Source organism: Streptomyces iakyrus (assembly GCF_000717055.1).
GTDB lineage: Bacteria > Actinomycetota > Actinomycetes > Streptomycetales > Streptomycetaceae > Streptomyces > Streptomyces iakyrus.
Window position 1 is genome coordinate 1 of record NZ_JNXI01000034.1, and the last position, 26,102, is coordinate 26,102.

The 26,102-nt window shown below is 72.2% G+C and carries 21 protein-coding genes and 1 pseudogene; 13 read left to right on the forward strand and 9 right to left on the reverse strand.

Annotation, left to right across the window (positions count from 1 at the left end):
- Window positions 1-403: 403 nt before the first annotated feature.
- Together OO68_RS37645 and OO68_RS37650 are read left to right on the forward strand one after the other, a co-directional pair.
- The gene (locus tag OO68_RS37645) at window positions 404-1,561 is read left to right on the forward strand and encodes an acyl-CoA dehydrogenase family protein (protein WP_033313900.1); all 1,158 of its coding nucleotides are present in this window, start codon (window positions 404-406) and stop codon (window positions 1,559-1,561) included.
- 35 nt (window positions 1,562-1,596) lie between these two features.
- Window positions 1,597-2,472 carry an acyl-CoA thioesterase gene (locus tag OO68_RS37650; protein WP_033313902.1) on the forward strand — a complete coding sequence of 292 codons (876 nt, stop codon included), beginning with the start codon at window positions 1,597-1,599 and terminating at the stop codon, window positions 2,470-2,472.
- A gap of 84 nt (window positions 2,473-2,556) precedes the next feature.
- On the opposite strand, the gene OO68_RS37655 is transcribed toward OO68_RS37650, so the two are convergent.
- Together OO68_RS37655 and OO68_RS37660 are read right to left on the reverse strand one after the other, a co-directional pair.
- Window positions 2,557-3,345 (reverse strand): phosphatase, encoded by a 789-nt coding sequence (locus tag OO68_RS37655; protein ID WP_033313904.1) that lies wholly within the window; start codon window positions 3,343-3,345, stop codon window positions 2,557-2,559.
- Window positions 3,346-3,527: 182 nt separating this feature from the next.
- Window positions 3,528-5,006: a helix-turn-helix domain-containing protein gene (locus OO68_RS37660; protein ID WP_209442663.1), complete on the reverse strand. Its 1,479-nt coding sequence runs from the start codon at window positions 5,004-5,006 to the stop codon at window positions 3,528-3,530.
- A 121-nt stretch (window positions 5,007-5,127) separates the two neighbouring features.
- On the opposite strand from OO68_RS37660, the gene OO68_RS37665 reads away from it, so the two are divergent.
- The 3 genes from OO68_RS37665 to OO68_RS37675 are packed head-to-tail and all read left to right on the forward strand — an operon-like array spanning window position 5,128 to window position 9,304.
- A complete protein-coding gene (locus OO68_RS37665; protein ID WP_033313908.1) occupies window positions 5,128-6,585 on the forward strand; it encodes a sodium:solute symporter family protein in 1,458 nt (485 codons plus the stop codon).
- Between the two features lie 56 nt (window positions 6,586-6,641).
- Window positions 6,642-7,622 carry an agmatinase gene (speB, locus tag OO68_RS37670; RefSeq protein WP_030838119.1) on the forward strand — a complete coding sequence of 327 codons (981 nt, stop codon included), beginning with the start codon at window positions 6,642-6,644 and terminating at the stop codon, window positions 7,620-7,622.
- Window positions 7,619-9,304, forward strand: a complete 1,686-nt coding sequence (locus OO68_RS37675; RefSeq protein WP_033313909.1) for a thiamine pyrophosphate-binding protein — start codon at window positions 7,619-7,621, stop codon at window positions 9,302-9,304. The genes speB and OO68_RS37675 overlap by 4 nt, the downstream gene beginning before the upstream one ends.
- 25 nt (window positions 9,305-9,329) lie before the next feature.
- Here the strand turns inward: OO68_RS37675 and OO68_RS37680 are convergent, their stop codons facing one another.
- Together OO68_RS37680 and OO68_RS37685 are read right to left on the reverse strand one after the other, a co-directional pair.
- On the reverse strand, window positions 9,330-9,932 hold the full coding sequence (locus tag OO68_RS37680; protein WP_033313910.1) for a hypothetical protein: 603 nt from the start codon (window positions 9,930-9,932) through the stop codon (window positions 9,330-9,332).
- A gap of 189 nt (window positions 9,933-10,121) precedes the next feature.
- Window positions 10,122-10,775 carry a DUF7691 family protein gene (locus tag OO68_RS37685; RefSeq protein ID WP_157852816.1) on the reverse strand — a complete coding sequence of 218 codons (654 nt, stop codon included), beginning with the start codon at window positions 10,773-10,775 and terminating at the stop codon, window positions 10,122-10,124.
- Between the two features lie 315 nt (window positions 10,776-11,090).
- Between OO68_RS37685 and OO68_RS37690 the strand changes: the two genes are divergently transcribed.
- The gene (locus OO68_RS37690; RefSeq protein ID WP_033313913.1) at window positions 11,091-11,942 is read left to right on the forward strand and encodes a serine hydrolase; all 852 of its coding nucleotides are present in this window, start codon (window positions 11,091-11,093) and stop codon (window positions 11,940-11,942) included.
- Window positions 11,943-12,102: 160 nt separating this feature from the next.
- The gene (locus tag OO68_RS37695) at window positions 12,103-13,065 is read left to right on the forward strand and encodes an esterase-like activity of phytase family protein (protein ID WP_033313915.1); all 963 of its coding nucleotides are present in this window, start codon (window positions 12,103-12,105) and stop codon (window positions 13,063-13,065) included.
- 12 nt (window positions 13,066-13,077) lie between these two features.
- Here the strand turns inward: OO68_RS37695 and OO68_RS37700 are convergent, their stop codons facing one another.
- Window positions 13,078-13,443 carry a hypothetical protein gene (locus tag OO68_RS37700; protein ID WP_033313916.1) on the reverse strand — a complete coding sequence of 122 codons (366 nt, stop codon included), beginning with the start codon at window positions 13,441-13,443 and terminating at the stop codon, window positions 13,078-13,080.
- A 141-nt stretch (window positions 13,444-13,584) separates the two neighbouring features.
- On the opposite strand from OO68_RS37700, the gene OO68_RS37705 reads away from it, so the two are divergent.
- Window positions 13,585-17,328, forward strand: coding sequence for an ABC transporter ATP-binding protein (locus OO68_RS37705; RefSeq protein ID WP_106974526.1), 3,744 nt, complete (start codon window positions 13,585-13,587; stop codon window positions 17,326-17,328).
- Here OO68_RS37705 and OO68_RS44845 read toward each other — a convergent pair.
- Window positions 17,256-17,480: pseudogene (locus tag OO68_RS44845) on the reverse strand (hypothetical protein); the annotation flags it as partial. The gene OO68_RS37705 and the pseudogene OO68_RS44845 overlap by 73 nt on opposite strands.
- Window positions 17,481-17,526: 46 nt before the next feature.
- On the opposite strand from OO68_RS44845, the gene OO68_RS37710 reads away from it, so the two are divergent.
- The 4 genes from OO68_RS37710 to OO68_RS37725 all read left to right on the forward strand — a co-directional run bounded on the left by OO68_RS37710 (window position 17,527) and on the right by OO68_RS37725 (window position 20,381).
- On the forward strand, window positions 17,527-17,916 hold the full coding sequence (locus OO68_RS37710; protein ID WP_033313917.1) for a hypothetical protein: 390 nt from the start codon (window positions 17,527-17,529) through the stop codon (window positions 17,914-17,916).
- 18 nt (window positions 17,917-17,934) lie between these two features.
- Complete coding sequence (locus OO68_RS37715; protein ID WP_078625725.1) at window positions 17,935-18,207, forward strand: RidA family protein; 273 nt, start codon at window positions 17,935-17,937, stop codon at window positions 18,205-18,207.
- Window positions 18,208-18,301: 94 nt separating this feature from the next.
- A complete protein-coding gene (locus tag OO68_RS37720; RefSeq protein WP_033313918.1) occupies window positions 18,302-19,738 on the forward strand; it encodes a S28 family serine protease in 1,437 nt (478 codons plus the stop codon).
- Between the two features lie 97 nt (window positions 19,739-19,835).
- Window positions 19,836-20,381 (forward strand): DUF4760 domain-containing protein, encoded by a 546-nt coding sequence (locus OO68_RS37725; protein ID WP_051814961.1) that lies wholly within the window; start codon window positions 19,836-19,838, stop codon window positions 20,379-20,381.
- 28 nt (window positions 20,382-20,409) lie between these two features.
- On the opposite strand, the gene OO68_RS37730 is transcribed toward OO68_RS37725, so the two are convergent.
- From OO68_RS37730 to OO68_RS37740, 3 genes are all read right to left on the reverse strand, one after another.
- On the reverse strand, window positions 20,410-21,075 hold the full coding sequence (locus OO68_RS37730; RefSeq protein ID WP_033313921.1) for a hypothetical protein: 666 nt from the start codon (window positions 21,073-21,075) through the stop codon (window positions 20,410-20,412).
- 113 nt (window positions 21,076-21,188) lie between these two features.
- A complete protein-coding gene (locus OO68_RS37735; protein ID WP_033313922.1) occupies window positions 21,189-23,012 on the reverse strand; it encodes a glycoside hydrolase family 3 protein in 1,824 nt (607 codons plus the stop codon).
- Window positions 23,013-23,344: 332 nt separating this feature from the next.
- Window positions 23,345-24,262, reverse strand: coding sequence for a LysR family transcriptional regulator (locus OO68_RS37740; protein WP_033313972.1), 918 nt, complete (start codon window positions 24,260-24,262; stop codon window positions 23,345-23,347).
- Window positions 24,263-24,407: 145 nt separating this feature from the next.
- Here OO68_RS37740 and OO68_RS44850 point away from each other — a divergent pair, with 145 nt between their 5' ends.
- Window positions 24,408-25,487: an EamA family transporter gene (locus OO68_RS44850; RefSeq protein ID WP_078625726.1), complete on the forward strand. Its 1,080-nt coding sequence runs from the start codon at window positions 24,408-24,410 to the stop codon at window positions 25,485-25,487.
- Window positions 25,488-26,102 lie beyond the last annotated feature (615 nt).

Consider the following 26,102-nt stretch of genomic DNA (forward strand, 5'->3'; position numbering starts at 1 on the left):
CGTCACTTTCGGCCAGGAGGCCGGCCTCGCCTCGGGGCTCGGCGCCGGACCCCGGCGGGGGCTTCCCGCCCACCTGCCCGTAGCTGTCGGCCGGGAGGCCGGGCATGCCCTGGGGCCCGGGCCCCCTGGCCCCGGCGGGGGCTTCGCCCCCTGTGCCCCCCGGGGACCCTCCTGTCCGTAGCTGTCGGCCGGGAGGCCGGCCTCGCCCCCGGGGCTCCGCCCCGGACCCCCGCGGGGGCTTCGCCCCCTGCGTCCCCGAGACTTCGCCCTCCCGCCGCCACCCCCACCCGGCGTGACGAGCGTTACCCCGCCCGCCCCCGCTTCACCCTGGACGCGTCTCGATACTCGCCGGTATCTTTGGCTGAGCAAGCGCTTAGACATGCGGAGTCCTGGAGGTGGCGGCGTGCGCCGTACGGTGTTCAACGAGGATCACGAGGCGTTCCGGGAGACCCTTCGCGCCTTCATCGAGGCCGAGGTCGTACCCGTGTACGACGAGTGGTTCGCGGCGGGCCAGGCGCCCCGCGACTTCTACTACAAGCTCGGTGAGCTGGGCATCTTCGGCATCAACGTCCCGGAGGAGTTCGGCGGCGCGGGCCTGGACAGCCACAAGTTCGAGGCTGTCCTCTACGAGGAGACCGCTCGTGCGGGCGTCGCCTTCGGCGGTTCCGGTGTGCACGTGCTGCTCGCCCTGCCGTACATCAAGATGCTCGCCACCGACGAGCAGAAGAAGCGCTTCCTGCCGAAGTTCGTCTCCGGCGAGGAGATGTGGGCCATCGCGATGACGGAGCCGGGCACCGGTTCCGACCTCGCGGGCATGAAGTCCACCGCCAAGCTCAGCGAGGACGGCACCCACTACGTCCTCAACGGCGCCAAGACCTTCATCACCGGCGGCGTGCACGCCGACCGCATGATCGTCTGCGCCCGCACCGCCGCCCCGACCGCCGAGGACCGCCGCCACGGCATCTCCCTCTTCGCCGTGGACACCAAGTCCGAGGGCTACTCCGTCGGCCGCAAGCTCGACAAGCTCGGCCTGAAGACCTCCGACACCGCCGAGCTGGCGTTCGTCGACGTCAAGGTGCCCGTCGAGGACCTCCTCGGCGAGGAGAACAAGGGCTTCTACTACCTCGGCCACAACCTGGCCTCCGAGCGCTGGGGCATCGCCTTCGGCGCCTACGCCCAGGCCAAGGCCGCCGTGCGGTTCGCCAAGCAGTACGTCCAGGACCGCACCGTCTTCGGCAAGACGGTCGCGTCCTTCCAGAACACCAAGTTCGAGCTGGCCGCCTGCCAGGCCGAGGTGGACGCCGCCGAGGCCGTCGCCGACCGCGCGACCGAGGCTCTGGACGCCGGTGAGCTCACCCCCGCCGAGGCCGCCTCCGCGAAGCTGTTCTGCACCGAGGTCGCCCACCGCGTCATCGACCGCTGCCTCCAGCTGCACGGCGGCTACGGCTTCATGAACGAGTACCCGATCGCCCGCCTGTACGCGGACAACCGCGTCAACCGCATCTACGGCGGCACCAGCGAGATCATGAAGACGATCATCGCCAAGGACATGGGCCTGTAAGGCCCCCGCAATCACTGGCGTATACAACTGACTTCATGAGCCAGGCACTTCAGGATCTCCTCGATCTGCTCGACCTCGAGCCGATCGAGGAGAACATCTTCCGCGGCCGGTCCCGGTCCGCCGTGGTCCCCCGGGTCTTCGGCGGCCAGGTCGCGGCCCAGGCGCTGGTCGCCGCCGGGCGGACTGTCCCGGCGGACCGGCCGCCCCACTCGCTCCACGCGTACTTCCTGCGCATGGGTGACCCCGGCGCGCCCATCGTCTACAACGTCGAGCGCATCCGCGACGGCCGCTCCTTCACCACCCGCCGGGTGATCGCGGTCCAGCACGGCCGCCCGATCTTCTCGCTGTCCGCGTCCTTCCAGGAGCACGAGGAGGGCATGGACCACCAGACGCCCATGCCGCCCGCCCCGGACCCGGCGGCGCTGCCCACCTCTCAGGAGCGCTTCCGCGGCTACGACCACCTCGACCCCAAGGTCGTCGAGCACTTCCTCGCCGCCCGTGAGGCCATCGACCTGCGCTACGTCGAGGAGCCGCCCTACGGGCGGTTCGGGCAGCCTCGCGAGCCGCACTCCCAGGTGTGGTTCCGCACCAACGGCAAGCTCGACGGACCGGTCGACAGCGCCCTGCTGCACATCGTCCTCGCCACCTACGTCTCCGACATGACCCTGCTCGACTCGGTCCTGCTCGCGCACGGCCGCGGCGGCTGGGCGGTCGGCGACGTCGTCGGGGCTTCCCTGGACCACGCCATGTGGTTCCACCGGCCCTTCCGCGCCGACGAATGGCTGCTGTACGACCAGGAGTCCCCCTCGGCGTCCGGCGGCCGCGGTCTCGGCCAGGCCCGCATCTACACCCAGGACGGCCGGCTCGCCGTGTCGGTCATCCAGGAAGGCGTGGTGCGCGTCCCCCGCTGACGGGGATGCGTCGAGGCCGGCCCGGCGTTTGCCGTACCGACCTCGGCGAGGGGACGACGAGCCCGGCCGGCCCGGGCCTGTCGGTCAGTCCAGCCCCGCCGCCGCCAGCAGGTACGCCGTCATCGGGTCGTAGTGGCGCGGGCTGACCACGTGGTCGTCGAGGGGGACCGTCACCTGCACGGTGCCCTCCGCCTCGCCGATGAAGAGGGCCGGGTCGTTGCAGTCGGCGTAGCCGACGGAGTCCACGCCGTGCTGTCCGGCGTACCCCGCCCAGCCGTGGTCGGCCACCACCAGGTCGGGCAGCGGGCGGCCCCCGCGCTCCAGGGCCGTCAGGATCGCCTTCATCGGTTCGCCCGAGTGGGTGTGCCACAGGGTGGCGCCGTGCTCCAGGACCGCCACGTCCGCGAACTGCATGACGTAGCCCTCTTCCGTCGTCAGTCCGTCCGGGATGACGACGATCTCGCAGCCGGCCGCGCGCAGCGCCGACGCGGTCGCGCGGTGCACGTCGAGGAGGCCGCCGGGGTGGCCGGTGGCGAAGAGGACGCGCTGCTGCCCGTCCGCGGCCTTGCGCAGCCGTCCGGCCATCCGCTCCAGACCGTCGACGGTCAGCTCCGGGTCGATGGTGTCCTGGCCGTACCGGTATCCGGGGTCGTCGTTCACGCCGACCCGCTCCGCCATCACCGCGAGGACGTCCTGCTCGTCGCTCCAGCGGTCGCCGAGTTCCAGCCCGAGCCAGTAGTGGCGGTCGCCGTTCGCCAGCTTGCGGTAGTGGGAGAGGTTGTTCTCGCGGGGGGTGGCGACGTCGCCCGCGATGCGCGTCCTGACGAGGTGTTCGACGAGTTCGGCGCGGCTGGGTGTCCCGGATATCGGCATGGCATCCATTGTGAGGCAGCCGACGGGGGGCGTCCCTGGCGTATCGAGCGCTGGGACGTGCGTCACGTACTCAGCGCGGCCCCGCTCACGTACTCAGACGCGCCGTGGCCACTCGCACGTGCCGTGACTGTTCAGACGGTGCTCCAGCCGTCGCCGCAGCGGTTCGGACGTGCCGCAGCCGCTCACACATGCCGCAACGCGAACCAGAGTTCCATCCGTACGTCTGGGTCGTCGAGGTCCGTCTCCAGCAGGGTCGCGCAGCGGGCGACGCGTTGCCGCACGGTGTTGCGGTGCACGGACAGGGCGACGGCCGTGCGGTCCCAGCTGCCGTGCAGGGACAGCCAGGTGCGCAGGGTCTCGGTGAGGGCGGGGTGGGCGGTGAGGGGGGCGAGGACGGCGCGGGCGTGGACCGCTGCCTCCTGCGACGGGACCAGGTCGGCTAGGGCGGGGCGTGCGCTGTGCCGCTGCAGGGGGGAGCGGGTGGCGCGGGCCCGGGCCAGGGCGCGGGCGGCCTGCGTGTCCGCGGTGGGCCAGTCGTGCGGGGCGACGGCGGCGCTGACGCCCAGGGTCCAGCCGGGCAGCGGGTCCGGTGCCCGGCCGGCCGGGACCAGGACGCGTACGGCATCGCCCGCCGGGTCGACCAGGGCGGACCCGAGCGCGGCACCCAGCGCGGAGGCCGCGACGGGGTCGGGGGCGCCGTCCCCGTCGGGCCGGGCGTGCACCACGAGCCACGGCCCGTCGCCCAGCAACCCCGCGACCTCCTCGGGCGGCGCGCCCAGCAGCAGCCGCACCAGCGCGGAGGAGCGGGCGGCACCGGTGCCGCTCTGCTGCTCGCCGGTCAGCAACGACAGCAGGACGGCCGCGACGGAGGCGACGGTGTGGTCGCCGGGGGTCCGCTGCGCGGCGACGACGCCGAGCACGAACCCGTGCCCGGCCCCCAGACCGTAGGCGGCCAGGTGCAGACCGGCGACGGAGTCGGTGGCGGAGGACGGGGCCGGCGCCCCCGCTGCGCGGGCCGGCCCCACCACCGCCGCCAGGCGGGACAGCGCCGCCCGTACCTCGTCACCGGGCTTTCGTCCCGTCGAGGCGATCTCGGTGCCCTCCGGGCCGTACAGCACGGCCCAGCCGCCCAGTCGCCCCGCGAGCTGCCGGAGCACCGAGGGGACCGGGTCGGGGCGGGACGCGGCGGCGGCGAGGCTCTGCTGGGCCTCGGTGACGTGGCGGAGCTCGGCCAGGCGGGCCCGGGCCATCAGCTGCCAGACCGCGCGGGCCACGCCCGAGAAGGTGGTCCGGGGCGGCACCTCCAGCAGGGGCAGGCCCTGCGAGGCGCAGGCCGCGACCAGCCCTTCCGGCACCGTGTCGTGCACGGGTGCCACCCCGAAGCCGAGGGCGGCGCCGCCCGCCGCCACGATCCGGGAGACGTAGTCGTCGAAGTAGGAGGTCCCCGGCCCCGCCGCGTCCGGGATGTGCACCCCGGCGCTGAGCAGCAGCTCACCGCCCAGCAGATAGGGGTACGGGTCCGCCATCTCCGAGGTGTGCACCCAGTGAATGACGACGTCCTCGGCGGGCGGCCCGGCGAGCTGCCGCAGGGCCAGGTCCTCGCGGGCCAGCAGCGCGGTCAGCGGTACGGGCGGGGTGGGCGGGACCGCCGGGTCCGGCATGGTGTGCGTTCCCTCCATACGGAACCGGCTCACATGGATGAAACGTACACTTCGCAGTCGCTTTCCGGCCACCTAGGGTCAGTGCTCGTCCCCATCGGCGAGACCGATCGAAGGAGGCCCCGTGGCCGTCGACTACACCGTCATCGTCGTGTACCTGGCCGGCATGCTGGCGATGGGCTGGTGGGGCATGCGCCGCGCCCGCTCCAAGAGCGAGTTCCTCGTGGCGGGCCGCCGGCTCGGCCCGTCCCTTTACTCCGGCACCATGGCGGCGATCGTCCTCGGCGGCGCCTCCACCATCGGCGGCGTGGGCCTCGGCTACCAGTACGGCCTGTCCGGCGCCTGGATGGTCTTCACCATCGGCCTCGGCCTGCTCGTCCTGTCCGTCTTCTTCTCCGCCCGCATCGCCCGGCTGAAGGTCTACACCGTCTCCGAGATGCTCGACCTCCGGTACGGCGGCGGTCGCGCCGGGATCATCTCCGGTGTCGTCATGTGGGCGTACACGCTGATGCTCGCGGTCACCTCGACCATCGCGTACGCCACGATCTTCGACGTCCTGTTCGACATGCACCGCACGGTCGCGATCGTCCTCGGCGGCTCGATCGTCGTCGCGTACTCCACCCTCGGCGGCATGTGGTCGATCACCCTGACCGACATGGTGCAGTTCGTCGTGAAGACCGTCGGCGTGCTGCTCCTGCTGCTGCCCATCGCCGTCGTGAAGGCAGGCGGGTTCAGCGAGATGAAGGCGCAGCTGCCCACCGAGTACTTCGACCCGCTGGGCATCGGCGGCGAGACGATCTTCACCTACGTGCTGATCTACACCTTCGGCATGCTCATCGGGCAGGACATCTGGCAGCGCGTCTTCACCGCCCGCAGCGACCGGACCGCCAAGTGGGGCGGGACCGTCGCCGGCACCTACTGCCTCGCCTACGCCCTCGCCGGTGCCGTCATCGGGACCGCGGCCAGGGTGCTGTACCCGAAGCTCGGCAGCGCGGACGACGCCTTCGCCACCATCGTCAAGGACGAACTGCCCGTCGGGGTGCGCGGCCTGGTGCTGGCCGCCGCCCTCGCCGCCGTGATGTCGACGTCCTCGGGCGCGCTGATCGCCTGTGCCACCGTCGCCAACAACGACATCTGGTCCCGGCTGCGGGGGAGGGCCGCCGAGGCGGAGCGCGACGAGGTGCGGGGCAACCGCGCCTTCATCCTGCTCATGGGCCTCGCGGTGATCGCCACGGCCATCGCGATCGACAACGTGGTGGAGGCCCTGACCGTCGCCTACAACCTCCTCGTCGGCGGACTGCTGGTGCCGATCCTCGGCGGCCTGGTCTGGAAGCGGGGCACGGTCCACGGCGCCCTGGCCTCCGTCGTGGCCGGCGGACTCGCGGTCATCGTGCTCATGGCGACGTACGGCATCCTCGCCAACGAGCCCGTCTACTACGGCCTGCTCGCCTCCCTCGCCGCCTACCTGGCCGTCTCCCTGGCCACCCCCGCCACCGACGCCGCCGTACTCACCGCCTGGCGCGAGCGGCTCGCCGGGCGGTCTCCCGAACTCGCGTCCGAACCCGTCCCGGCGCCCCGGTAAAGTCATAGGGCAAGCAGTACATACGCGATGAAGCGTAGGAAAGAAGGCATTTCTTCATGAGCAGCAACGAGACTCCGCGCGGGCCCGTCGACTCCTCCCGCGTTCCCCGGTACGCGGGACCGGCGACCTTCGCCCGGCTGCCCCGGCTGGACGAGGTCGGCCGGGCCGATGTCGCGGTCGTGGGCGTGCCGTTCGACTCGGGCGTCTCGTACCGGCCGGGTGCCCGTTTCGGCGGCAACGCCATCCGCGAGGCGTCCCGGCTGCTGCGCCCGTACAACCCGGCGCAGGACGCCTCCCCGTTCGCCCTCGCCCAGGTCGCGGACGGCGGCGACATCGCCGTGAACCCGTTCAACATCAACGAGGCCGTCGAGACCGTCGAGGCCGCCGCCGACGACCTGCTCGGCACCGGCGCCCGCCTGATGACCCTCGGCGGCGACCACACCATCGCGCTGCCCCTGCTGCGCTCGGTCGCGAAGAAGCACGGCCCGGTCGCCCTGCTGCACTTCGACGCCCACCTCGACACCTGGGACACCTACTTCGGCGCCGAGTACACGCACGGCACCCCGTTCCGCCGCGCGGTCGAGGAGGGCATCCTCGACACCTCCGCCCTGTCCCACGTCGGCACCCGCGGCCCGCTCTACGGCAAGCAGGACCTGACCGACGACGAGAAGATGGGCTTCGGCATCGTCACCTCGGCCGACGTCTACCGGCGCGGTGCCGACGAGGTGGCCGACCAGCTCCGCCAGCGCATCGGCGACCGCCCGCTGTACATCTCCATCGACATCGACTGCCTCGACCCGGCCCACGCCCCCGGCACCGGCACGCCCGAGGCCGGCGGCATGACCTCCCGCGAACTGCTGGAGATCCTGCGCGGCCTGGCATCCTGCAACCTGGTGTCGGCGGACGTCGTCGAGGTGGCCCCCGCGTACGACCACGCGGAGATCACGTCGGTGGCGGCCTCCCACACCGCCTACGAACTGACCACGATCATGTCGCGCCAGATCGCCGCGGCCCGGAAGGACTCGGAAGCGAAGTGACTCACGACCACGACCTGGTGCTCCGCCCCACGCCCGCCCAGAGGGAGGCCGCCCTGAACCCTCCTCCCGGCCGCACCGGCGGAGACCTGGTCGTGGAGACACTGGCCGGTCTTGGCGCGACGACCGTCTTCGGTCTGCCCGGCCAGCACGCCCTCGGCATGTTCGACGCGCTGCGCCGCTCGGACCTCAGGTACATCGGCCTGCGGGTGGAGAACAACGCCGGGTTCGCGGCGGACGCGTACGGCCGGATCACCGGTGAGGCCGCGCCGCTGCTGCTGTCGACGGGGCCGGGCGCCCTGACCTCGCTCGCCGCGCTCCAGGAGGCGGCGGCGGCCTCCGCTCCCGTCCTGGCGATCAGCAGCCAGATCCCGACGGCGGGCCTCGGCGGCGGCCGGCACGGCTACCTCCACGAACTCCCGGACCAGGCCGCCTCGTTCCGGGGCGTGGTCAAGTCCGTCCACAGTGTCCGCACCCCGTCGCAGATCCCCTCGGCGATCGAGGCGGCCTGGAAGTCGGCGCTGAGCGCCCCGCACGGGCCGGTGTGGGTGGAGATCCCGCAGGACGTCCTCCTCGCCGAGACGGCGATTCCGGTCGTCACGGGCGGCGACGCCTTCCCCGAGGAGCTGCCGCCGCGCCCCGAACTGACCGCCGTGGCCGCCGACCTGCTGTCCAGGGCCGCCCGTCCGGCGATCATCGCGGGCGGCGGAGTGGTCCGGGCGGACGCCTCCGGCAAGCTCAAGCAACTGGCGGAGCGGCTCCGGGCGCCGGTCGTCACCACCCCCGGCGGCAAGGGTGCGTTCCCCTGGACGCACCCGCTGTCGCTCCAGTCGTGGATCGAGGACCGGCACACCACCGACTTCCTGGAGGACGCCGACGTCCTCCTGGTCGTCGGCTCGGGCCTCGGCGAACTCTCCTCGAACTACCACACGTTCAAGCCCCGGGGCCGGGTCGTCCAGATCGAGGCCGACCTCGGCAAGCTGGAGTCCAACCATCCGGCGCTGGGCATCCACGCGGACGCCCGCCTCGCGCTCCAGGCGCTGCTGGAGACGGTGTCCGAACGACAGGACCCACAAGCCCCGGAGCGCGTACGGGAGCTGCTCGCCAAGGTCGCCGACCGCATCGCCGCCCAGGAACTCACCCTGGAACAGGACGTGCTGGCGTCCGTCCGCAAGGCGCTCCCGGCCGACTCCCCGTCCTTCTGGGACATGACGATCCTGGCCTACTGGGCCTGGTCGGCCTTCGACGCCAAGGGCCCCAACCACATGCACTCCGCCCAGGGTGCGGGCGGCCTCGGCTACGCCTTCCCGGCGGCCCTCGGCGCGGCGGCGGCCGACCCGACCCGGCCGGTCCTCGCCGTCTCCGGCGACGGCGGGGCCCTGTACTCCATCGCCGAGCTGGCGACGGCCCGCCAGTACGGCCTGGACGTCACCTGGCTGATCGTCGACGACGGCGGCTACGGCATCCTGCGCGAGTACATGACCGACGCGTTCGGGGAGGCGACCGCGACGGAGCTGACCCGGCCCGACTACGTGGCTCTCGCGGAGTCCTTCGGCGTGCCCGGGGTGCGGACGACCCCGGAGAACCTGGAGCAGGACCTCGCGAAGGCGCTGGAGGCACCCGGGCCCTCGGTGGTCCTGCTCCCGGCCGTGCTGCGGATGTTCGCGCCGACGCACCTGGGATGAGCGACGGCCGGTTCCGTGCTGCCGTCTACAGGCCGTCGCGGACCATCGCGGCGACGATGTGGATGTGGCGGTCGGCCGCCGTGCCCGACCACTCGTTGTCGTAGTTCAGGCCGTAGGGCCAGAAGTGGCCGCCGCCGGTGGAGATCTTGGCGCCCGAGCCGTCGTACTGCTTGACGAGCGCGGTGGCCTGTCCGCCGGTCCAGGTGCCGCTGCCGCCCAGGCGGGACCAGCCCGAGCTCGTCCCCACGCCGATGGTGTGGGCGATCTCGTGCAGCGCCGTCCGCTCGTTCATGTAGCTGCGGTTGCTGCCGAAGCGGATCGTGCCGTTGATGTTGCCGTCGGCGGTGGGGACCCCCGGCTCGTAGCGGACGGTGATGGTCTTGCCCAGGTCGCTGAGGTTGTTGTAGCGGGCCACCGCCGCGTTCATGGCCTTGGTGATCTGGTCGTAGGCCGAGCGCTGGTCCGCGGTGGGGTTGCTCGCGCGGACGAGGGACCAGGTGATGGTGGCCGCCGCGGCGCGTTCCCGGGCGGGGGCGGGCGGAGCCTGGACCGTGGCGGCCCGGGCGACGCCGGGACCGGCCAGCAGTGCGGCTGCCAGGGCGGCGACGAGTGCCTTGCGTGGGCTCATGTGCGGATCCTCCAGTGGGGGTGGTCGTCACGAAACTTGCGAAACTTCGCACGACGTTCGGGATCTCGTACAAGTGGCGCCGCCGTCCACACAAAGCCCTTGTCTGACACGGCAGTCGGCGCGCTGTCGACCGCAAGTATCCCGGTGGGAAAGGCGGCGTCAAGAGTTCCGGCAGTGGTCCGGCAGCGATCAGTGGAACCAGAAGAGCAGCGTGTCCGGATTCCTCCCGAGCTTCCGGGCGCTCTCCCACTCCTCCGCCTCGAACCGCATGGCGTCGATGAACCGGCGGGCCGCGCCACGGAATTCGGGGTCGAGGCGGCCGAGTACGGACTCGTAGGCATCGGCCAGAGCGGCGGCCCGCTGGGCCGGCAGGGTGCCGATCGCGGGCACCGCGTCACCGGGGTGGGGCAGCCGCAGCGGCGGACCGCTGAACAGGAACGAGCCCGGGAGCAGGTCGGACGGCACGCCGTGCCGGGCCAGTTCGTCGTCCATGGCGTAGAACCACGCCGGGCGGCGCCAGGCGCCGAGGTCGGTGGGGTCGGAGAAGTGCGCCGCGACGGCCTGGTAGAAGGCGTAGCTGTAGGCGGGGCAGAGATCGGTGCTCGGCGTGCCGTCGATCAGCTCGTCCAGGGCCCGGCTGATGGAGACGTCGAGGTCGATGCTCTGCTCCCGGAAGCGGGCGTCGGTCCGCTCGCACTCCGTGCGCACCCTGGCCAGCGTGCGCTCCTGCTGCTCGGTCCGCTCCACCGCCGTGAGCAGCCGCACCACCGTTCTCATGTCGCCGGTGCTCATCTCCAGGCAGTAGCCCACCGCTGCGTTTCCCTTCACCCGTTCGCCGGACACCGGTGTCCATGATCGGGGACGCGGGAACGGCCCCGGACCGAGAAGTCGGGGGCCGTTCGATCATGCGGAGTTATGGCGGATCGGCCCGAGGGGCAACGCGGCGCGCCGAGAGCGCGCTTGGGCGGGGCCGACCGGAACTCGGCGGCCCGGAGCGGGGCTTCGGCGAAGCGGTCAACGTGGCGATGGTGCTCCGGTGGGAGGCCGCTGTGCCGAAGCCGTGCGCCGCATGTGGATGTGGGCGGCCCCCGGTAACGACTCGTACAAGCTCTCGTCGTCCATGCAACCTTTCGACCGGGTCCGAGTGTCAAGGGGGGCATGACTTCTGGGATATCCCGCCGCGCGAGAGTGCTGGCGGCGGCCGTGGGTACGGGCGTCCTCGTGCCGCTCGTCGCCACCGCCACGCCCGCCTCCGCCGCCGCTCCGGCCGTGACCTGCACGTCCGCCAAGGCCGGCCTCGCCGCCAAGCTGAAGAAGGACATCACCGCCGCGCTCGCCACCCGCAAGGGCACGGTCGCCGTCGGCCTCTACGACCGCAGCACCAACACCACCTGCACCCTGCGCGCGAGCTCCGCCTACGACTCGGCCAGCGTCGTCAAGGTCACCGTCCTCGCCACGCTGCTGTGGGACGCGAAGAAGTCGGGCCGGTACCTCACCGACCGCGAGAACACCCTCGCCAAGGCGATGATCACCAAGTCGGACAACGCGGCGACCACCACCCTGTGGAAGCAGCTCGGCATGACGAAGATCAAGAACTTCCTCGCGGCCGCCGGCATGACGCAGACCAAGCCCGGTGCGAACGGCTACTGGGGTCTGACCCAGATCACCGTCACCGACGAGCAGAAGCTGCTGAAGCTCCTCACCGCCAAGAACGCGGTCCTCAGCGACAACTCCCGCGCCTACATCATCAAACTGATGGGCCAGGTCGTCTCGTCCCAGCGCTGGGGCACCCCGTACGGAGTGCCCTCGGGCGTCACCGTGGCCGTCAAGAACGGCTGGCTGCAGCGCTCCACCAACGGCTGGCGGGTGCACAGCGTCGGCGCGTTCAAGGGCGGCGGCCACGACTACGTGATGACGGTGCTGTCCCACGGCAACAGCACGATGAACTACGGCATCGCCACCATCCAGGCCGTGGCCAAGGTCATCCACAAGGATCTGGCGGCCAGTTGACGGGCCCTGGCCGAGGGCGTCCAGGAGCCTCCCGTTTCCATAACCGGGCAAACACCCGCAAGGCGGGGCGAGTAGCCGCCCAGGTGGCCGGCTCACCGGAACGGCCGACCTTCACCTTGCCGCCCACCCGGCGTCACCGGCCCGCCCTACGGTGACGCCCATGCCCCTGAGAAGCCACCTCGCCCTCCTCACGGCAGGCCTGGCGGCGGTCACCTGCCTGACCGCCGCCGGACCCGCCCAGGCCACGTCCCACGCCTGCTCGCCGTCCGTCTCCATCGACCGCTTCTCCGACGCGCTCGACAAGACGACGTACGACGACACCTTCGTCGGCAACCTCTCCGCGCTGGCCGTGGACCGGGACGGCTCCCTGGCCGCCCTGTCGGACCGCTCCTCGCTGTTCCGCCTGGACGCGAAGACCCTCGGCCCCCGGTCCGTGACCCCTCTCGCCGACGAGACCGGAGCCGCGCTCGACTCCGAGGGCCTGGTCGTGGACCGTGACGGCACGTACCTCGTCACCTCCGAGACCGAGCCGTCGGTCCGCCGCTACTCCCGCACCGGCGAGATCCTCGACCGCCTCCCCGTTCCGGACGACCTGCGCGTGAGCCCGGCAGGCCGCGGCCAGCCCAACGGCACCTTCGAGGGCCTCACCCTGCTGCCCGGCGGCCGCACCCTGGTCGCCTCCATGGAGTACCCCCTCGCCGGCGATCCCGCCGACACCGTCCGCTTCCAGACCTGGACCCGCCACGGGAGCCACTTCCGGCCCGCCGCCCGGTACGCCTACCGCACCGATCCCGGCCTCGGCGTCCCCGAGATCCAGGCCACGCCCGACGGCCGCCTCCTGGTCCTGGAACGCGGCTTCACCGCCGGCGTGGGCAACACGGTCCGCCTCTACCTGGCCGACCCGCGCCACGCCATGGAGAAGACCCTGCTCACCGACCTCCTCACCTGCCCGTCACTCGGAGCGACGGCCAAGCAGCCCCAGCCGAACCCCCTTCTGGACAACATCGAGGGCATGACGATCATGGGCAGGACGAGAAACACCCTGAAGGTCCTGCTGGTCAGCGACGACAACCAGAACGCGGCCCAGACGACCCGCTTCTACTTCTTGCGCGTACGGGTCTGACCGTAGGCGTGATCACATCTCCCAGCCCAGCAGCGGCACCCGGACCCCGGTGAGCAGGGCAAGCACCATCACGGCCGACAGCAGCAGCACCGCGGCGAGGCGCACGACGGCGAGTCCGTCCACCGCGGTGCGCAGCGGCGGCCAGGGCAGCAGGCGCAGCGACCAGGTCACCGCGACCGAGACGGCGAGGAGCAGGGCCAGACGCGCGATCTCCGCGTCCCCGGACATCTGGCGCGGCGCGCTCGGGTCCAGGTCGTAGCCCTCGGCGTACATCGCGAAGGCGAGCAGCCGCCAGCAGAGGGCGGCTGCCAGGGCCACCATGGTCTCGGTGCGCGCGAAGCGGGGCCGCCGCGACACCCGGGCGAGTATGGGCACCACGACGGCAGACCCTAGCCCGGTCCTAGGTCCTCGGTCGGGTGTTCCTCGTCCCCTGGTCGGGGAGGTGGCGCCGCGGGATGAAATCAGGTGGGCCGGGCGTTGTCGCCTTCCGGCAGAGCAGGACGACTGGAAGGCACCGGTGTGACACCGAAACGGGGATGGGCACGACGACTGTGGGCCTATGCGTGGCGCCACCCGAAGGACGTCGTACTCGCCCTCGGCTCCTCGCTGGCCGGCATGGCCGTCATGGCCCTCGTCCCGCTGATCACCAAGGTGATCATCGACGACGTCATCAGCGACCACACCAGGTCCATGACCACCTGGGCCGGTCTCCTCATCGCCGCCGCGCTGGTCGTCTACGTCCTCACCTACGTCCGCCGCTACTACGGCGGCCGCCTCGCCCTCGACGTCCAGCACGATCTGCGGACGGAGATGTACGGCACGATCACCCGGCTCGACGGCCGCCGCCAGGACGAGCTGTCCACCGGCCAGGTCGTCGGCCGCGCCACCAGCGACCTCCAGCTCATCCAGGGCCTGCTCTTCATGCTCCCGATGACCATCGGGAACTTCATGCTCTTCCTGATCTCCCTGGTGATCATGGCCTGGCTGTCCGTGCCGCTGACCCTGGTCGCCCTGGCGGTGGCGCCCGCCATCTGGTGGATCGCCAAGCGCAGCCGCACCCGGCTCCACCCCTCCACCTGGTACGCCCAGGCGCAGGCCGCCGCCGTCGCGGGCGTGGTCGACGGCGCCGTGAGCGGCGTCCGCGTGGTGAAGGGCTTCGGGCAGGAGGAACAGGAGACCGGCAAGCTCCGGGAGGTCGGCCGCCGGCTGTTCGCGGGCCGCTTGCGCACCATCCGCCTGAACTCCGTCTACACGCCGGCCCTGCAGGCCGTCCCCGCGCTCGGCCAGGTCGCGATGCTGGCCCTCGGCGGCTGGCTGGCGGTGCGCGGGCACATCACGCTCGGCACGTTCGTCGCCTTCTCCACCTACCTCGCCCAGCTGGTCGGTCCCGTCCGGATGCTCGCCGTGGTCCTCACCGTCGGCCAGCAGGCCCGGGCCGGCACCGAGCGCGTCCTGGAGCTGATCGACACCGAGCCGTCGATCGAGGACGGCCACAAGGAGCTGCCCGCCGACGCCCCCGCGACGGTCGAGTTCGACGACGTCTCCTTCGGCTACGACGACGCCCCCGGCGCGGCCGGCAGCGTCCTCGACGGGCTGTCCTTCGAGATCCGCCCCGGTGAGACCCTCGCCGTCGTCGGCTCCTCCGGCTCCGGCAAGTCCACCGTCTCCCTGCTCCTGCCGCGCTTCTACGACGTCACCCGCGGGGCCGTCCTGGTCGGCGGGCACGACGTGCGCGAGCTGACCACCGAGTCGCTGCGCGCCGCGATCGGCCTCGTCCCCGAGGACTCGTTCCTCTTCTCCGACACCGTCCGCAACAACATCGCCTACGGCCGCCCCGACGCCACCCAGGAGGAGATCGAGAAGGCCGCCCGCGCCGCCCAGGCGGACCGCTTCATCACGGAGCTCCCCGAGGGCTACGACACCACCGTCGGCGAGCACGGCCTCACCCTCTCCGGCGGCCAGCGCCAGCGCGTCGCCCTCGCCCGCGCCATCCTCAGCGACCCGCGCCTGCTGGTCCTGGACGACGCCACCTCCGCCGTGGACGCCCGCGTGGAGCACGAGATCCACGAGGCGCTGAAGGGCGTCATGCGGGGCCGTACGACCCTGCTGATCGCCCACCGCCGCTCCACCCTGAACCTCGCCGACCGTATCGCCGTCCTGGACGGCGGCCGGCTCGCCGACCTCGGCACCCACGAGGAACTCCAGGAGCGGTCCGCCCTCTACCGGCGCCTGCTCACCGACCCGGACGAGCTGGGCGCGGTCTCCCCGGGCCACACCCAGCCGGCCTGCCCCCGGGAGGACACCTCCGTCCGGGACGAACTCGACGCCGAGTTCGACGCCGAGCGCGGGGTCACCCCCCGGCTGTGGACCGGCGACCGCGAGCGCAAGGACACCGCCCTCGCCGAGAGCCCGGCGACCCCCGAGCTGCTCGCCCAGGTCGAGGCGCTGCCCCCGGCGACCGACGTCCCGGACATCGACGAGTCGCAGGCGGTCCGCCCCGAGGCGTCCTACGGCCTGCGCCGGCTGCTGCGCGGCTTCGGGCTGCCGCTGCTGGTCAGCCTCGCCCTGGTCGCCACCGACGCGGGCATGGGCCTGCTGCTGCCCGTGCTGATCCGGCACGGCATCGACTCCGGCGTCACCCAGGCCGCACTCGGCGCGGTGTGGGCGGCGGCCCTGCTGGGGCTGCTGACGGTCGCGGTGCAGTGGGCGGCCCAGATCGGTGAGACCCGGATGACCGGGCGCACCGGCGAGCGGGTGCTGTACTCGCTCCGGCTGAAGATCTTCTCCCAGCTCCAGCGCCTCGGGCTCGACTACTACGAGCGCGAGCTGACCGGGCGGATCATGACCCGGATGACGACCGACGTCGACGCGCTGTCGACGTTCCTCCAGACGGGCCTGGTCACGGCCTTCGTCTCGGTCGTCACCTTCTTCGGCATCATGGTCGCCCTGCTGGTCATCGACGTGGAGCTGGCGCTGGTCGTCTTCGCGACGCTGCCGCCGCTGGTCATCGCCACGTACTTCTTCCGCCGCGCGAGCGTGAAGGCCTACGAGCTGGCCCGCGAACGCGTGTCGGTGGTCAACGCCGACCTCCAGGAGTCGGTGTCCGGGCTGCGGATCGTGCAGGCGTTCCGGCGCGAGCGGGACGGCGAGCGGCGGTTCGCCGGACGCAGCGCCGACTACCGCGAGGCCCGCATCCGGGGCCAGTGGCTGATCTCGGTGTACTTCCCGTTCGTGCAGTTCCTGTCGTCGGTGGCCGCGGCGGCCGTGCTGATCGTGGGCGGGGCCCGGGTCGACGCCGGGACGCTGGCGATCGGCTCCCTGGTCGCCTACCTGCTCTACATCGACCTGTTCTTCGCGCCCGTGCAGCAGCTCTCGCAGGTCTTCGACGGCTACCAGCAGGCGACCGTGTCGCTCGGCCGCATCCAGGAGCTGCTGCGGGAGCCGACGTCGACGAAGTCCGCAGACGAGCCCCTGGAGGTCACGTCCCTGCGGGGCGACATCGCCTTCGAGGACGTGCACTTCGAATACGGCGCCGCCGACGAGGGCGAGGCGGCCCTGGGCGGCGTCGACCTGCGCATCCCGGCCGGGCAGACCGTCGCCTTCGTCGGCGAGACCGGCGCGGGCAAGTCCACCCTCGTCAAGCTCGTGGCCCGCTTCTACGACCCGACCGGCGGCCGGGTCACCGTCGACGGCACCGATCTGCGGGACCTGGACCTCACCTCGTACCGGCACCGTCTCGGGGTCGTCCCGCAGGAGGCGTACCTCTTCCAGGGCACCGTCCGCGACGCCATCGCCTACGGCCGCCCCGACGCCACCGACGCCGAGGTGGAGGCCGCGGCCCGCGCGGTGGGCGCGCACGACATGATCGCCACGCTGGAGGGCGGCTACCTCCACGAGGTCGCCGAGCGGGGCCGCAACCTGTCCGCCGGACAGCGCCAGCTGATCGCGTTGGCCCGCGCCGAGCTGGTCGACCCGGACGTCCTGCTGCTCGACGAGGCGACGGCCGCCCTGGACCTGGCCACCGAGGCGCAGGTCAACCAGGCCACCGACCGCATCGCCGGCCGCCGCACCACCCTCGTCGTGGCCCACCGCCTCACCACCGCGGCCCGCGCCGACCGGGTCGTCGTCATGGACCACGGCCGGGTCGCCGAGGACGGCACGCACGAGGAACTGCTCGCCCGCGGCGGCCGCTACGCGGAGCTGTGGCGGACGTTCATCGGCGCCGCCGAGCCGGAGGAGCCGGTCGGCGCCGGGCGCGGCTGACGGTTGTTCCCCCGCGGGCCGCGGTCACGGAGCCAGGCCGTGGTCTCGTCCGGGGGCATCGCGGCGGCGACCAGCCAGCCCTGGACCGCGTCGCAGCCGAGGTCGCGCAGGCGCTCCCAGGTCTCGGTCGGCCCTACGTCTTGCGTCCGTACAGCAGTACGACGATGGGTGCAGTAGGGGTACGGGAAGGACGCAACCGTGCACAGTGGAGCGATACGCCGGCGGCTCGCGCTCGGGCTGGCCGTGCTGACCGCCTCCGGGCTGCTTGCCGTCGCGGCGCCGGGCGAGGCGCAGGCCGCCTCCGCGTACTGTCCCGGCCGGAAGGTCCGCACCCTGCCGTTCTCCACCGGCACCGTGCTCGTCTACAAGCGCGGCGGTTACGTCTGCGCCGTGACCCTCACCAAGAAGCCCGGTGTGAAGCGCACGATGTCGGTGAGCGTGCAGGCGCGCGGCAACCGGCCGGTCGTCGACGCCGGCAAGTACGCCTATCACGCGGGCCCGGTGACCGTGCACGCCGGGCGCCGCTGCGTCTGGCTCAAGGGCCGGGTCGGCCAGGGGAAGTACAACCCCGGCTGGATCCTCTGCTGACCCCGTCACGGCGACTTCGTGGGCGCGGGCGACTTCGAGCTGCAGGTCCGGACCACGCTGGAGAATCTGGACCTGGTGCTGAAGCGGTTCGGGGCCGAGCGTGGCCAGGTAGCGGAGACCACGGTGCTGGTGAGAAACCTGCGCGAGAACTTCGACACGACGGCCCGCCTCCACGCGGAGTACTTCGGGGAGCACCGGCCCGCCAGCACGGTCATGGGCGTTTCCGACTTGGCATTGCCGGACCAACTCGTGGAGATCGGCGCGCTCGTGCGTCTCGACGCACGCCCATAGGCGGGCGCACACAGGGTTTTCCCTATGTCCCCTGGTGCTCCGGTGAGTTGGTCCGCTAGCTTCCGGCGCACATCTGTCTCACAGGGGAGTGCGCATGCGCAAGGCGCTCAGATGGCTGCTGGCGCTCACGGTGCTCATAGGCACACTGGGCACGGCGGGAGCGGCCACCGCCGCCGACGCCGCCGGCACCGACGGCACCACCGACATCAAGGAGAGGCTGCTCTCCATACCGGGCATGAGCCTGGTGGAGGAGAAGCCGTACACCGGCTACCGCTTCTTCGTGCTGAACTACACGCAGCCGGTCGACCACCGCAAGCCGTCCAAGGGCACGTTCCAGCAGCGCATCACCGTGCTGCACAAGGACGTGGCGCGCCCGACGGTGTTCTTCACCAGCGGCTACAACGTCTCCACGACGCCCCGCCGCAGCGAGCCGACCCAGATCGTGGACGGCAACCAGATCTCCCTGGAGTACCGCTTCTTCACCCCGTCCCGGCCTCAGCCGGCCGACTGGTCCAAGCTGGACATCTGGCAGGCCGCCAGCGACCAGCACCGCGTCTTCAAGGCGCTGAAGGGCATCTACGGCAAGAAGTGGATCTCCACGGGCGGCTCCAAGGGCGGCATGACCGCCACCTACTACGAGCGCTTCTACCCGCGGGACATGGACGGCGTGGTCGCCTACGTCGCCCCCAACGACGTGGTGAACAAGGAGGACTCGGCCTACGACCGCTTCTTCGCCCGCGTCGGCACCAAGGAGTGCCGCGACCGCCTGAACGCCGTGCAGCGCGAGGCACTGGTGCGCCGCGAGCCGCTGGAGAAGAAGTACGCGGCCTTCGCGCAGGACAACGGCCTCACCTTCACCACCATCGGCAGCCTGGACAAGGCCTACGAGGCGACCGTCCTGGACTACGTGTGGGGCTTCTGGCAGTACAGCCTGCTGTCCGACTGCGACCAGATCCCGGCCGACGCCAAGAACGCCACCGACGACGAGATCTGGGACTCCGTCGACACGATCTCCGGCTTCTCCGCCTACGCCGACCAGGGCCTGTCGAACTACACGCCGTACTACTACCAGGCCGGCACCCAGCTCGGCGCGCCGACCATCCAGTTCCCGCACATCGAGAAGCAGTACATCCGCTACGGCTACCAGCCGCCGCGCAACTTCGTCCCCCGGGACATCCCCATGAAGTTCCAGCCGTCGGCGATGCGGGACATCGACACCTGGGTCCGCCACAACGCCCGCCACATGCTCTTCGTCAACGGCCAGAACGACCCGTGGAGCGCGGAGCCCTTCCGCGTCGGCAAGGGCGCGAAGGACTCCTACGTCATGACCGCCCCCGGCATGAACCACGGCGCCAACGTCGCGGGCCTCGTGCCCGAGCAGAAGGCCCTCGCCACCGCCCGCATCCTCGACTGGGCCGGGGTCGCCTCCTCTTCGGTGCAGGCGGACCCGCAGGCGGCCAAGCCGCTGGCGAAGTTCGACGCCAAGCTCGACAAGCGGGACGTCCAGCGTGAGATGACGCTGCGTCCGTAACCGCCCGCGAGCCGGACACGACCGCCCCTCGGCCTGCCGGCCGAGGGGCGGTTTGCATGTCCCTGCGCGCGCGGTGAATGCTCCGTACGGTGACCTGATGGACAGTTCTGTCGTCTTCAACGTCGTGACCACGGCCATCGCCGTCGTCGCAGTGGTGACCTCCATCGTGTTCAGCACACGGCAGGCCCGCATCGCGAAGCACGCCAACCACATATCGGTGCTGATCGATCTGCTCCGGGAGTTCCGGTCCGCCGAGTTCCATGAACAGCACGACTACGTGTGCACCCGCCTGGGGGCCGAGCACGACCCGGAGGGCGGAGTACGGGGGCTGCCGCCGGAGGCCAAGACGGCCTTCTGCAGCGTCGTGTACTACTACCAGTCGTTCGCCAACCTCGCCGTCTTCGGACTGCTCGACCAGACGCTGCTGGTCACGGTCCTGCGCACCCGGATCGTCTCGGTGTGGAAAGCCGTCCGGCCGTTCGTGGAGCGGGAGAGGGAGTTGCGGGGCGAGGGCAGCACGGGAACGTACCTGTCCACCTTCGAGGAACTGGCCCGGCTGGCGGCGGACCTCCCCCCGCAGCACGTCCGCGACCAGATGGCCGAGGCCCGGCGAAGACTCCCGCGCAACAGGCTCCTGGGGTGACGCGGGCGCCGGCCCACGCCCCCGCACCTCACAGCGGCCGGGCGCACCCCACCGGCTGTTTCCCGCCCAGCCGGACGTACAGGGCCGTCGGGCCGGGGCAGTCGGCGCGGTCGGTGACCGCGCGGACCACCTTGTACTGCGGCTCGCGCTCGCCCTCGCCGTCGCAGGCGGTCTCGCGGACCTGCCCGTCGCCGGAGCTGTAGACGCAGTCGCCGACGATCGTGCGGGGCCCGCCCCCGCCGCCCGGGTCGCCGGGGTGCGGCGGCTGGAGGTTGCGCATGCAGGCGTAGCCCCGCGGGACCGCCCCGTCGCCGTCCTCGTCGGACGCGGGGCGCTGTTCGCTGATGTGCAGCACGAAGTCGGTGGTCGCCGGGCAGCGCGGCCCGTCCCGCACGGTGCCGTCGTGCCGTGCCACGACCCGGGCCGCCGCCCGCTCCCCGGCGCACGGCACCTCGGTGAAGCTCGTCGTGCCGAACGAGCTGCACTCGCCGACCGCGAGGAACACCGCCCCGTATCCGGAGGGCCGGGTCGGCACCGGTGACGCCGTGGCGGTCCGCCCGGTCCTGCCGGTCGCGGGATCCCCCAGCCGGCCGTCCTCCGCCACGCCGCCCGACGGGCTCTGGCAGCCGGTCAGCAGCGTGCCGAGCAGCGCCACCAGTCCCCAGACCACCCCCACGGAACTTCTCTCACGCATCGCCGACCCCCCGAGTGTGCTCGCCCAGCGTGACCCGCCGTCGCGGGCGCACGCCAGGCACATGGGGCGGTTTGCGCACGTTGGGGGTGGTGCGCCCGAGCCGTGGCGTACGTCTAGTACGACAGTCCGTAGCCGATGGGGTACAGCACCTGCTCCGGATCATCCGCCCGCTGCACCGCCACCGGCAGCTTCCCACGCGGTTTCACCCGCCCCGCGATCACCCGTGCGGCGGCCCGCAGTTCGACATCCGTCCAGGAGTAGGCGGCCAGGCAGGCCCGCACGGACGGCAGCCGGGCCACGTCGTACGGGTTGCGGACCGCCACCGCCACGACCGGCCTGCCGGTGGCCACGAGCTGCTCCACCAGCGCCTTCTGACCGCTGCCCGCCGTGACGTTGTACGTGGCCACGACCACCGCGTCGGCGTCCCGCGCCGCCGCGACCGCCTTCGCGATGGTCGCCGCGGAGGGCGCGGTGCCGGTGGACAGGGCGGTGGCGGTGAAGCCCAGGTCTCCCAGCGCGCCGGCGAGCACGCCCGTGGGCGGCCCCGTCGTGCCCGACGGCGAGGCCGGATCCGCGCCGACCACCAGCACCTTGCGGTACCGGCGCCGTGACAGGGGCAGCAGCCGCCCCTCGTTGACGAGCAGCGTGGTCGTCCGCTCGGCGATCCGGTCGGCCGCCGCCAGATGCGCCCGGGTGCCGACGGCCCGGTCCACACCGGCCTGACTGACGTACGGCGAACGGAACAGCCCCAGCTTCGACTTCAGCCGCAGCACCCGCAGGATCGATTCGTCGAGCCGGGCCTCGGTGAGCTCGCCCTCGCGCACGGCGGTGAGGACGGCGTTCCAGGCGAGGTCCAGGTCGGGCGGGTTGAGGAGCTGGTCCACGCCCGCCTTCAGGGCGAGCACCGGCACCCGCTCGTCGCCGTACTTGGTGCGTACGCCCTCCATGCCGAGGGAGTCGGTGACCACGACCCCGTCGTAGCCGAGGCGTTCGCGCAGGATGCCGGTGAGGATGGGGCGGGAGAGGGTGGCCGGGTCGCCGGAGTCGTCGAGGGCCGGGACCATCAGATGGGCCGTCATGATCGAGTCGATGCCCGCGGCGATCGCCGCCCGGAACGGCGGGGCGTCCAGCCTCTCCCACAGCTCCCGGCTGTGCGGGATGGTGGGGAAGCCGGTGTGGCTGTCGACGTTGGTGTCGCCGTGCCCGGGGAAGTGCTTGGCGGTCGCGGCGACGCCCGACCCCTGGTACCCGGCGACCTCGGCGGCCACCAGCGCGGACACGGCCCGCGGGTCGGCGCCGAAGGACCGTACGCCGATGACCGGGTTGGCCGGGTTGACGTTCACATCGGCCACGGGCGAGTAGTCCTGCCGGATCCCCATCGCCCGCAGCTCGGCGCCCGCGATCCGGCCGAGGGTGCGCGCATCGGACCGCGACCCGCCCGCGCCGACGGCCATGGCGCCGGGGAAGAGCGTGGCGGGTTTGCCGATCCGGGCGACGATCCCGTGCTCCTGGTCGGTGGAGATGAGCACCGGCAGCCCGCGCGGCAGCTCCAGGGACGCCTTCTGGATGCCGTTGGACAGGTCCGCGATCTGGTGCGGTTCGCGGGTGTTGTGGGCCCAGGCGAAGTAGATGATGCCGCCGACCCGGTACTTCGTCACCAGCTCGGCGGCCGTACGGACCCCGATCTCCTTGAGGTTGGCGTCGATGTCGGCCTGGTCGGGGGCGGTGGCGGAGTGGCCGTAGACCCGCATCACGAAGAGCTGGCCGACCTTCTCCTCCAGCGTCATGCGGGAGACGAGGGCGCGCAGCCGGCTGTCGTCCGGGGCGGCGGCGCGCGCGGGCCCGGCGGCCGCGAGGGCGGCGGTGACGCCGGCTGTGGCGGCGAGGAGGGTGCGTCTGGAGGGCTGAGCCGTGTTTCCCGTGCCGGTGTCGTGCACGTGCGCTCCTTCCGGAGGTGATCCGATGCGGATCCGCTGAAGGAAACTTCCAAGAGGTCACCAATATCCGGGAAGTTTCTGCCAGTCAAGGGAATGCACGGTAACCGCCGAGGGGCCGCCACCGGCGCGGTTGGAGGGGGACGCGCCGATGGCGGCGGGTGCCGCCGGCCGCGGTACGGCGGAGAGGGTGGTCAGCGATCGCAGCCAGTGGCGAGGGCCGACACCGCACCGTGGTGACTCTCCGGTGGCCTGCGATTGGACGGGGACGGTCCGGTCCGGGTTCCCGACTCGGCCCGGATTTCCGCAAGTCGGTACGCAGGTGAACCAGGAGGTCAGCGGGGCGGACGAGCCGCCACTTCCGGCCACAGCTCGCCGAGCACCCGTACGGTTTCCGCGATGGCCGGACGCCGCGCAGCCCCCGTCCGCCACAGCGCGTACAGCCGCCGCACCGGCATCGGGTCGAGCGCCACCGCCACCACCCCGGCGGGCAGCGGCCCGCGCCCCAGCCGCGGGATGAGCGCCACCCCGAGCCCGGCCGCGACCAGGGCCACCAGGGTGGGGTTCTCGTCGGCCTGGTGGACGATGTCCGGCTCGTGCCCGGCCGTGCGCAGCGTCCGCAGCAGCCAGTCGTGGCAGACCCGCCCCGGCGGCTGGCAGATCCACCGCTCGCCGCCCAGCTCCTCGCGCCGCACGGCGGCCCGCCCGGCGAAGGGATGCCCCTCGGGGACGAGCAGATCGCACAGGTCGTCCCCGATGAGCGCCTGCTCCAGACCCGGCGGGGCGGGCAGCGGCGCGATGTCCCAGTCGTGCGCCACGGCGAGGTCGACGGCGCCCTTCGCCACCAGGTCGACCGACAGATGCGGATCGACCTCGGAGAGCCGGGCGTCCAGGGCGGGATGCCTGCGGCCGAGCTCGGCCAGTACGCCCGGCATCAGCCCGCGTGCCGCCGACGGGAACGCGGCGACGGTCAGCCGCCCCGCGGGCCGGCCCCGGCGCTCCTCCAGTTCGGTCTCGGCGCGTTCCACGATGGCCAGCAACTCCTGTGCCGCCGCCACCAGTTGCCTGGCCTCGTCGGTGAGCCGCACGCCCCGCCCCTCCCGCTCCAGCAGCACGGTCCGGGTCTCCCGCTCCAGCTTGGCGATCTGCTGGGACACCGCGGAGGGCGTGTACCCGAGCGCGAGCGCGGCGGCGCCGACGGTGCCGTGCACGGAGACGGCGTGCAGGGCGCGCAGCCGCTGGAGATCGAGCACGGGGTCCTCCTTGCTGCCGAGCCGGTCGTCCGGGGCTCTGCCCGGCAATGCTTGTGCTCAGCGAGCTATTGCTTAGCGACGCTTCATCCAACCATGCAGCTATCATCGCTGGTGCTTCACGGTCGCGGGACGCGATGCTCACCGCATGCGCCCGTCACACCTCGCCCTCGCCGTCCTGGTCGCCGCCGTCTGGGGCGTCAACTTCACGGTCATCGAGATCGGCCTTGACCACTTCCCGCCCCTGCTCTTCTCCGCCCTGCGCTTCCTCGCGGCGGCGCTCCCGGCCGTGTTCCTCGTGGGCCGTCCGAAGGTGGCGTGGAAGTGGATCGTGGCGGTCGGCCTGGTCCTGGGCGTCGCCAAGTTCGGCCTGCTCTTCGTCGGCATGGACGCGGGCATGCCGGCCGGTCTGTCCTCCCTGGTCCTGCAGATCCAGGCGGTGTTCACGGCGGCGATCGCGGCCCTGACCCTGGGCGAACGGCCCTCCCGCATCCGCCTGCTGGGCATGCTGACCGCCCTGGCCGGCATCGCCGTGGCGGCCGTCGACGAGGGCGCCTCGGGCCCGCTCGGCGCGTTCGCCCTGGTCGTCGGCGCGGCGGCGTGCTGGGGCGCCTCGAACGTCCTCACCCGCAAGGCCGCTCCGCCCGACGCCCTGAACTTCATGGTCTGGGTCAGCACGGTCCCGGTCCTGCCCCTGCTGGCCCTCTCCCTCCTCACCGAGGGCCCCTCGCGCGACCTGGCGGCCCTGCGCGCCCTGGACTGGCAGGGCGCGGGCACGGTCCTCTACGTCGCCTGGATCACCACGGTCTTCGGCTTCGGCGCCTGGGGTTTCCTCCTGCGCCACCACCCCGCCTCCACGGTCGCGCCGTTCTCGCTCCTGGTCCCCGTCTTCGGCATGTCGTCGGCGTTCCTGTTCCTCGACGAGCCGGTGAGCCCGCTGCGGTGGTGCGCGGCGGCGCTGCTGGTGGGCGGGGTGGGGCTGGCCTCCCTCACCCCGCGGAGCCCCGGCACCCGGCGGCCGACCCTAGGACGCCTCGACCAGCACCCCGGGCGGGCTGACGTGGAACGTGCGGGCCCGCACGCCGAAGCCCGTGTCGCCGTCGAGGTGGCTGTCGTCGGCCCAGGTGACGATCGCGCTCTCCGGGCCGTTGCCGAAGGCCGTCGCGGTGCAGGTGTGGGACCGTGTCCCGGGGGCGGCCGTGCTGACCCGCACCGGGTCGCCGAGTGAACCCTGGCTCTCGGAGCAGACCTTGGCCATCACCGTCGGCACGGTGTCGTGGGTGTCCGCGCTCTCCTCGACCCACGCCATCAGGAAGCGCCCGCCGGGCAGCCGGGACAGCGCCGGGGAACTCCGGGTGAAGCCCCGGGGGTTGCCGGCCGTGATGTCGAGGGTCTCGGTGCCGTCGGGCTGGAAGATGCTCGCCGCGACCGTGGTCTGCGGTTTGCCCAGGTCGCTGGGCTGGATGCGCTCGATGTGCGCGACGACGAACCGTCCGCTGTCGAGCAGGGTGATCGCGTTGACCCCTGTGAAGCCGCCGACGTCGGGCTGGATCTCCCCGCCCAGGGCATGGCCCTCGAAGTCGAAGAACCGCAGGGTGAGCCGGCCGCCGCCGGCCGATGAGGGATCGGTCGACCAGGCGACGACCACGTTGCCGTTGGTGAGGATCGAGGCGGCGGGCCTCTCGTGGAAGCCCTCGGTGGTGCTGACCGTGAACTCCGGTGTCGCAGGGCTGCCGTCCGAATGGAACCGCCGTGCGCGGATGCGCCGGTCGGGCCGCGGGCTCGCCCAGGTGACCAGCACGCCACCGTCGATCATGAACGCCAGGCAGGGCCGGACCTTCGG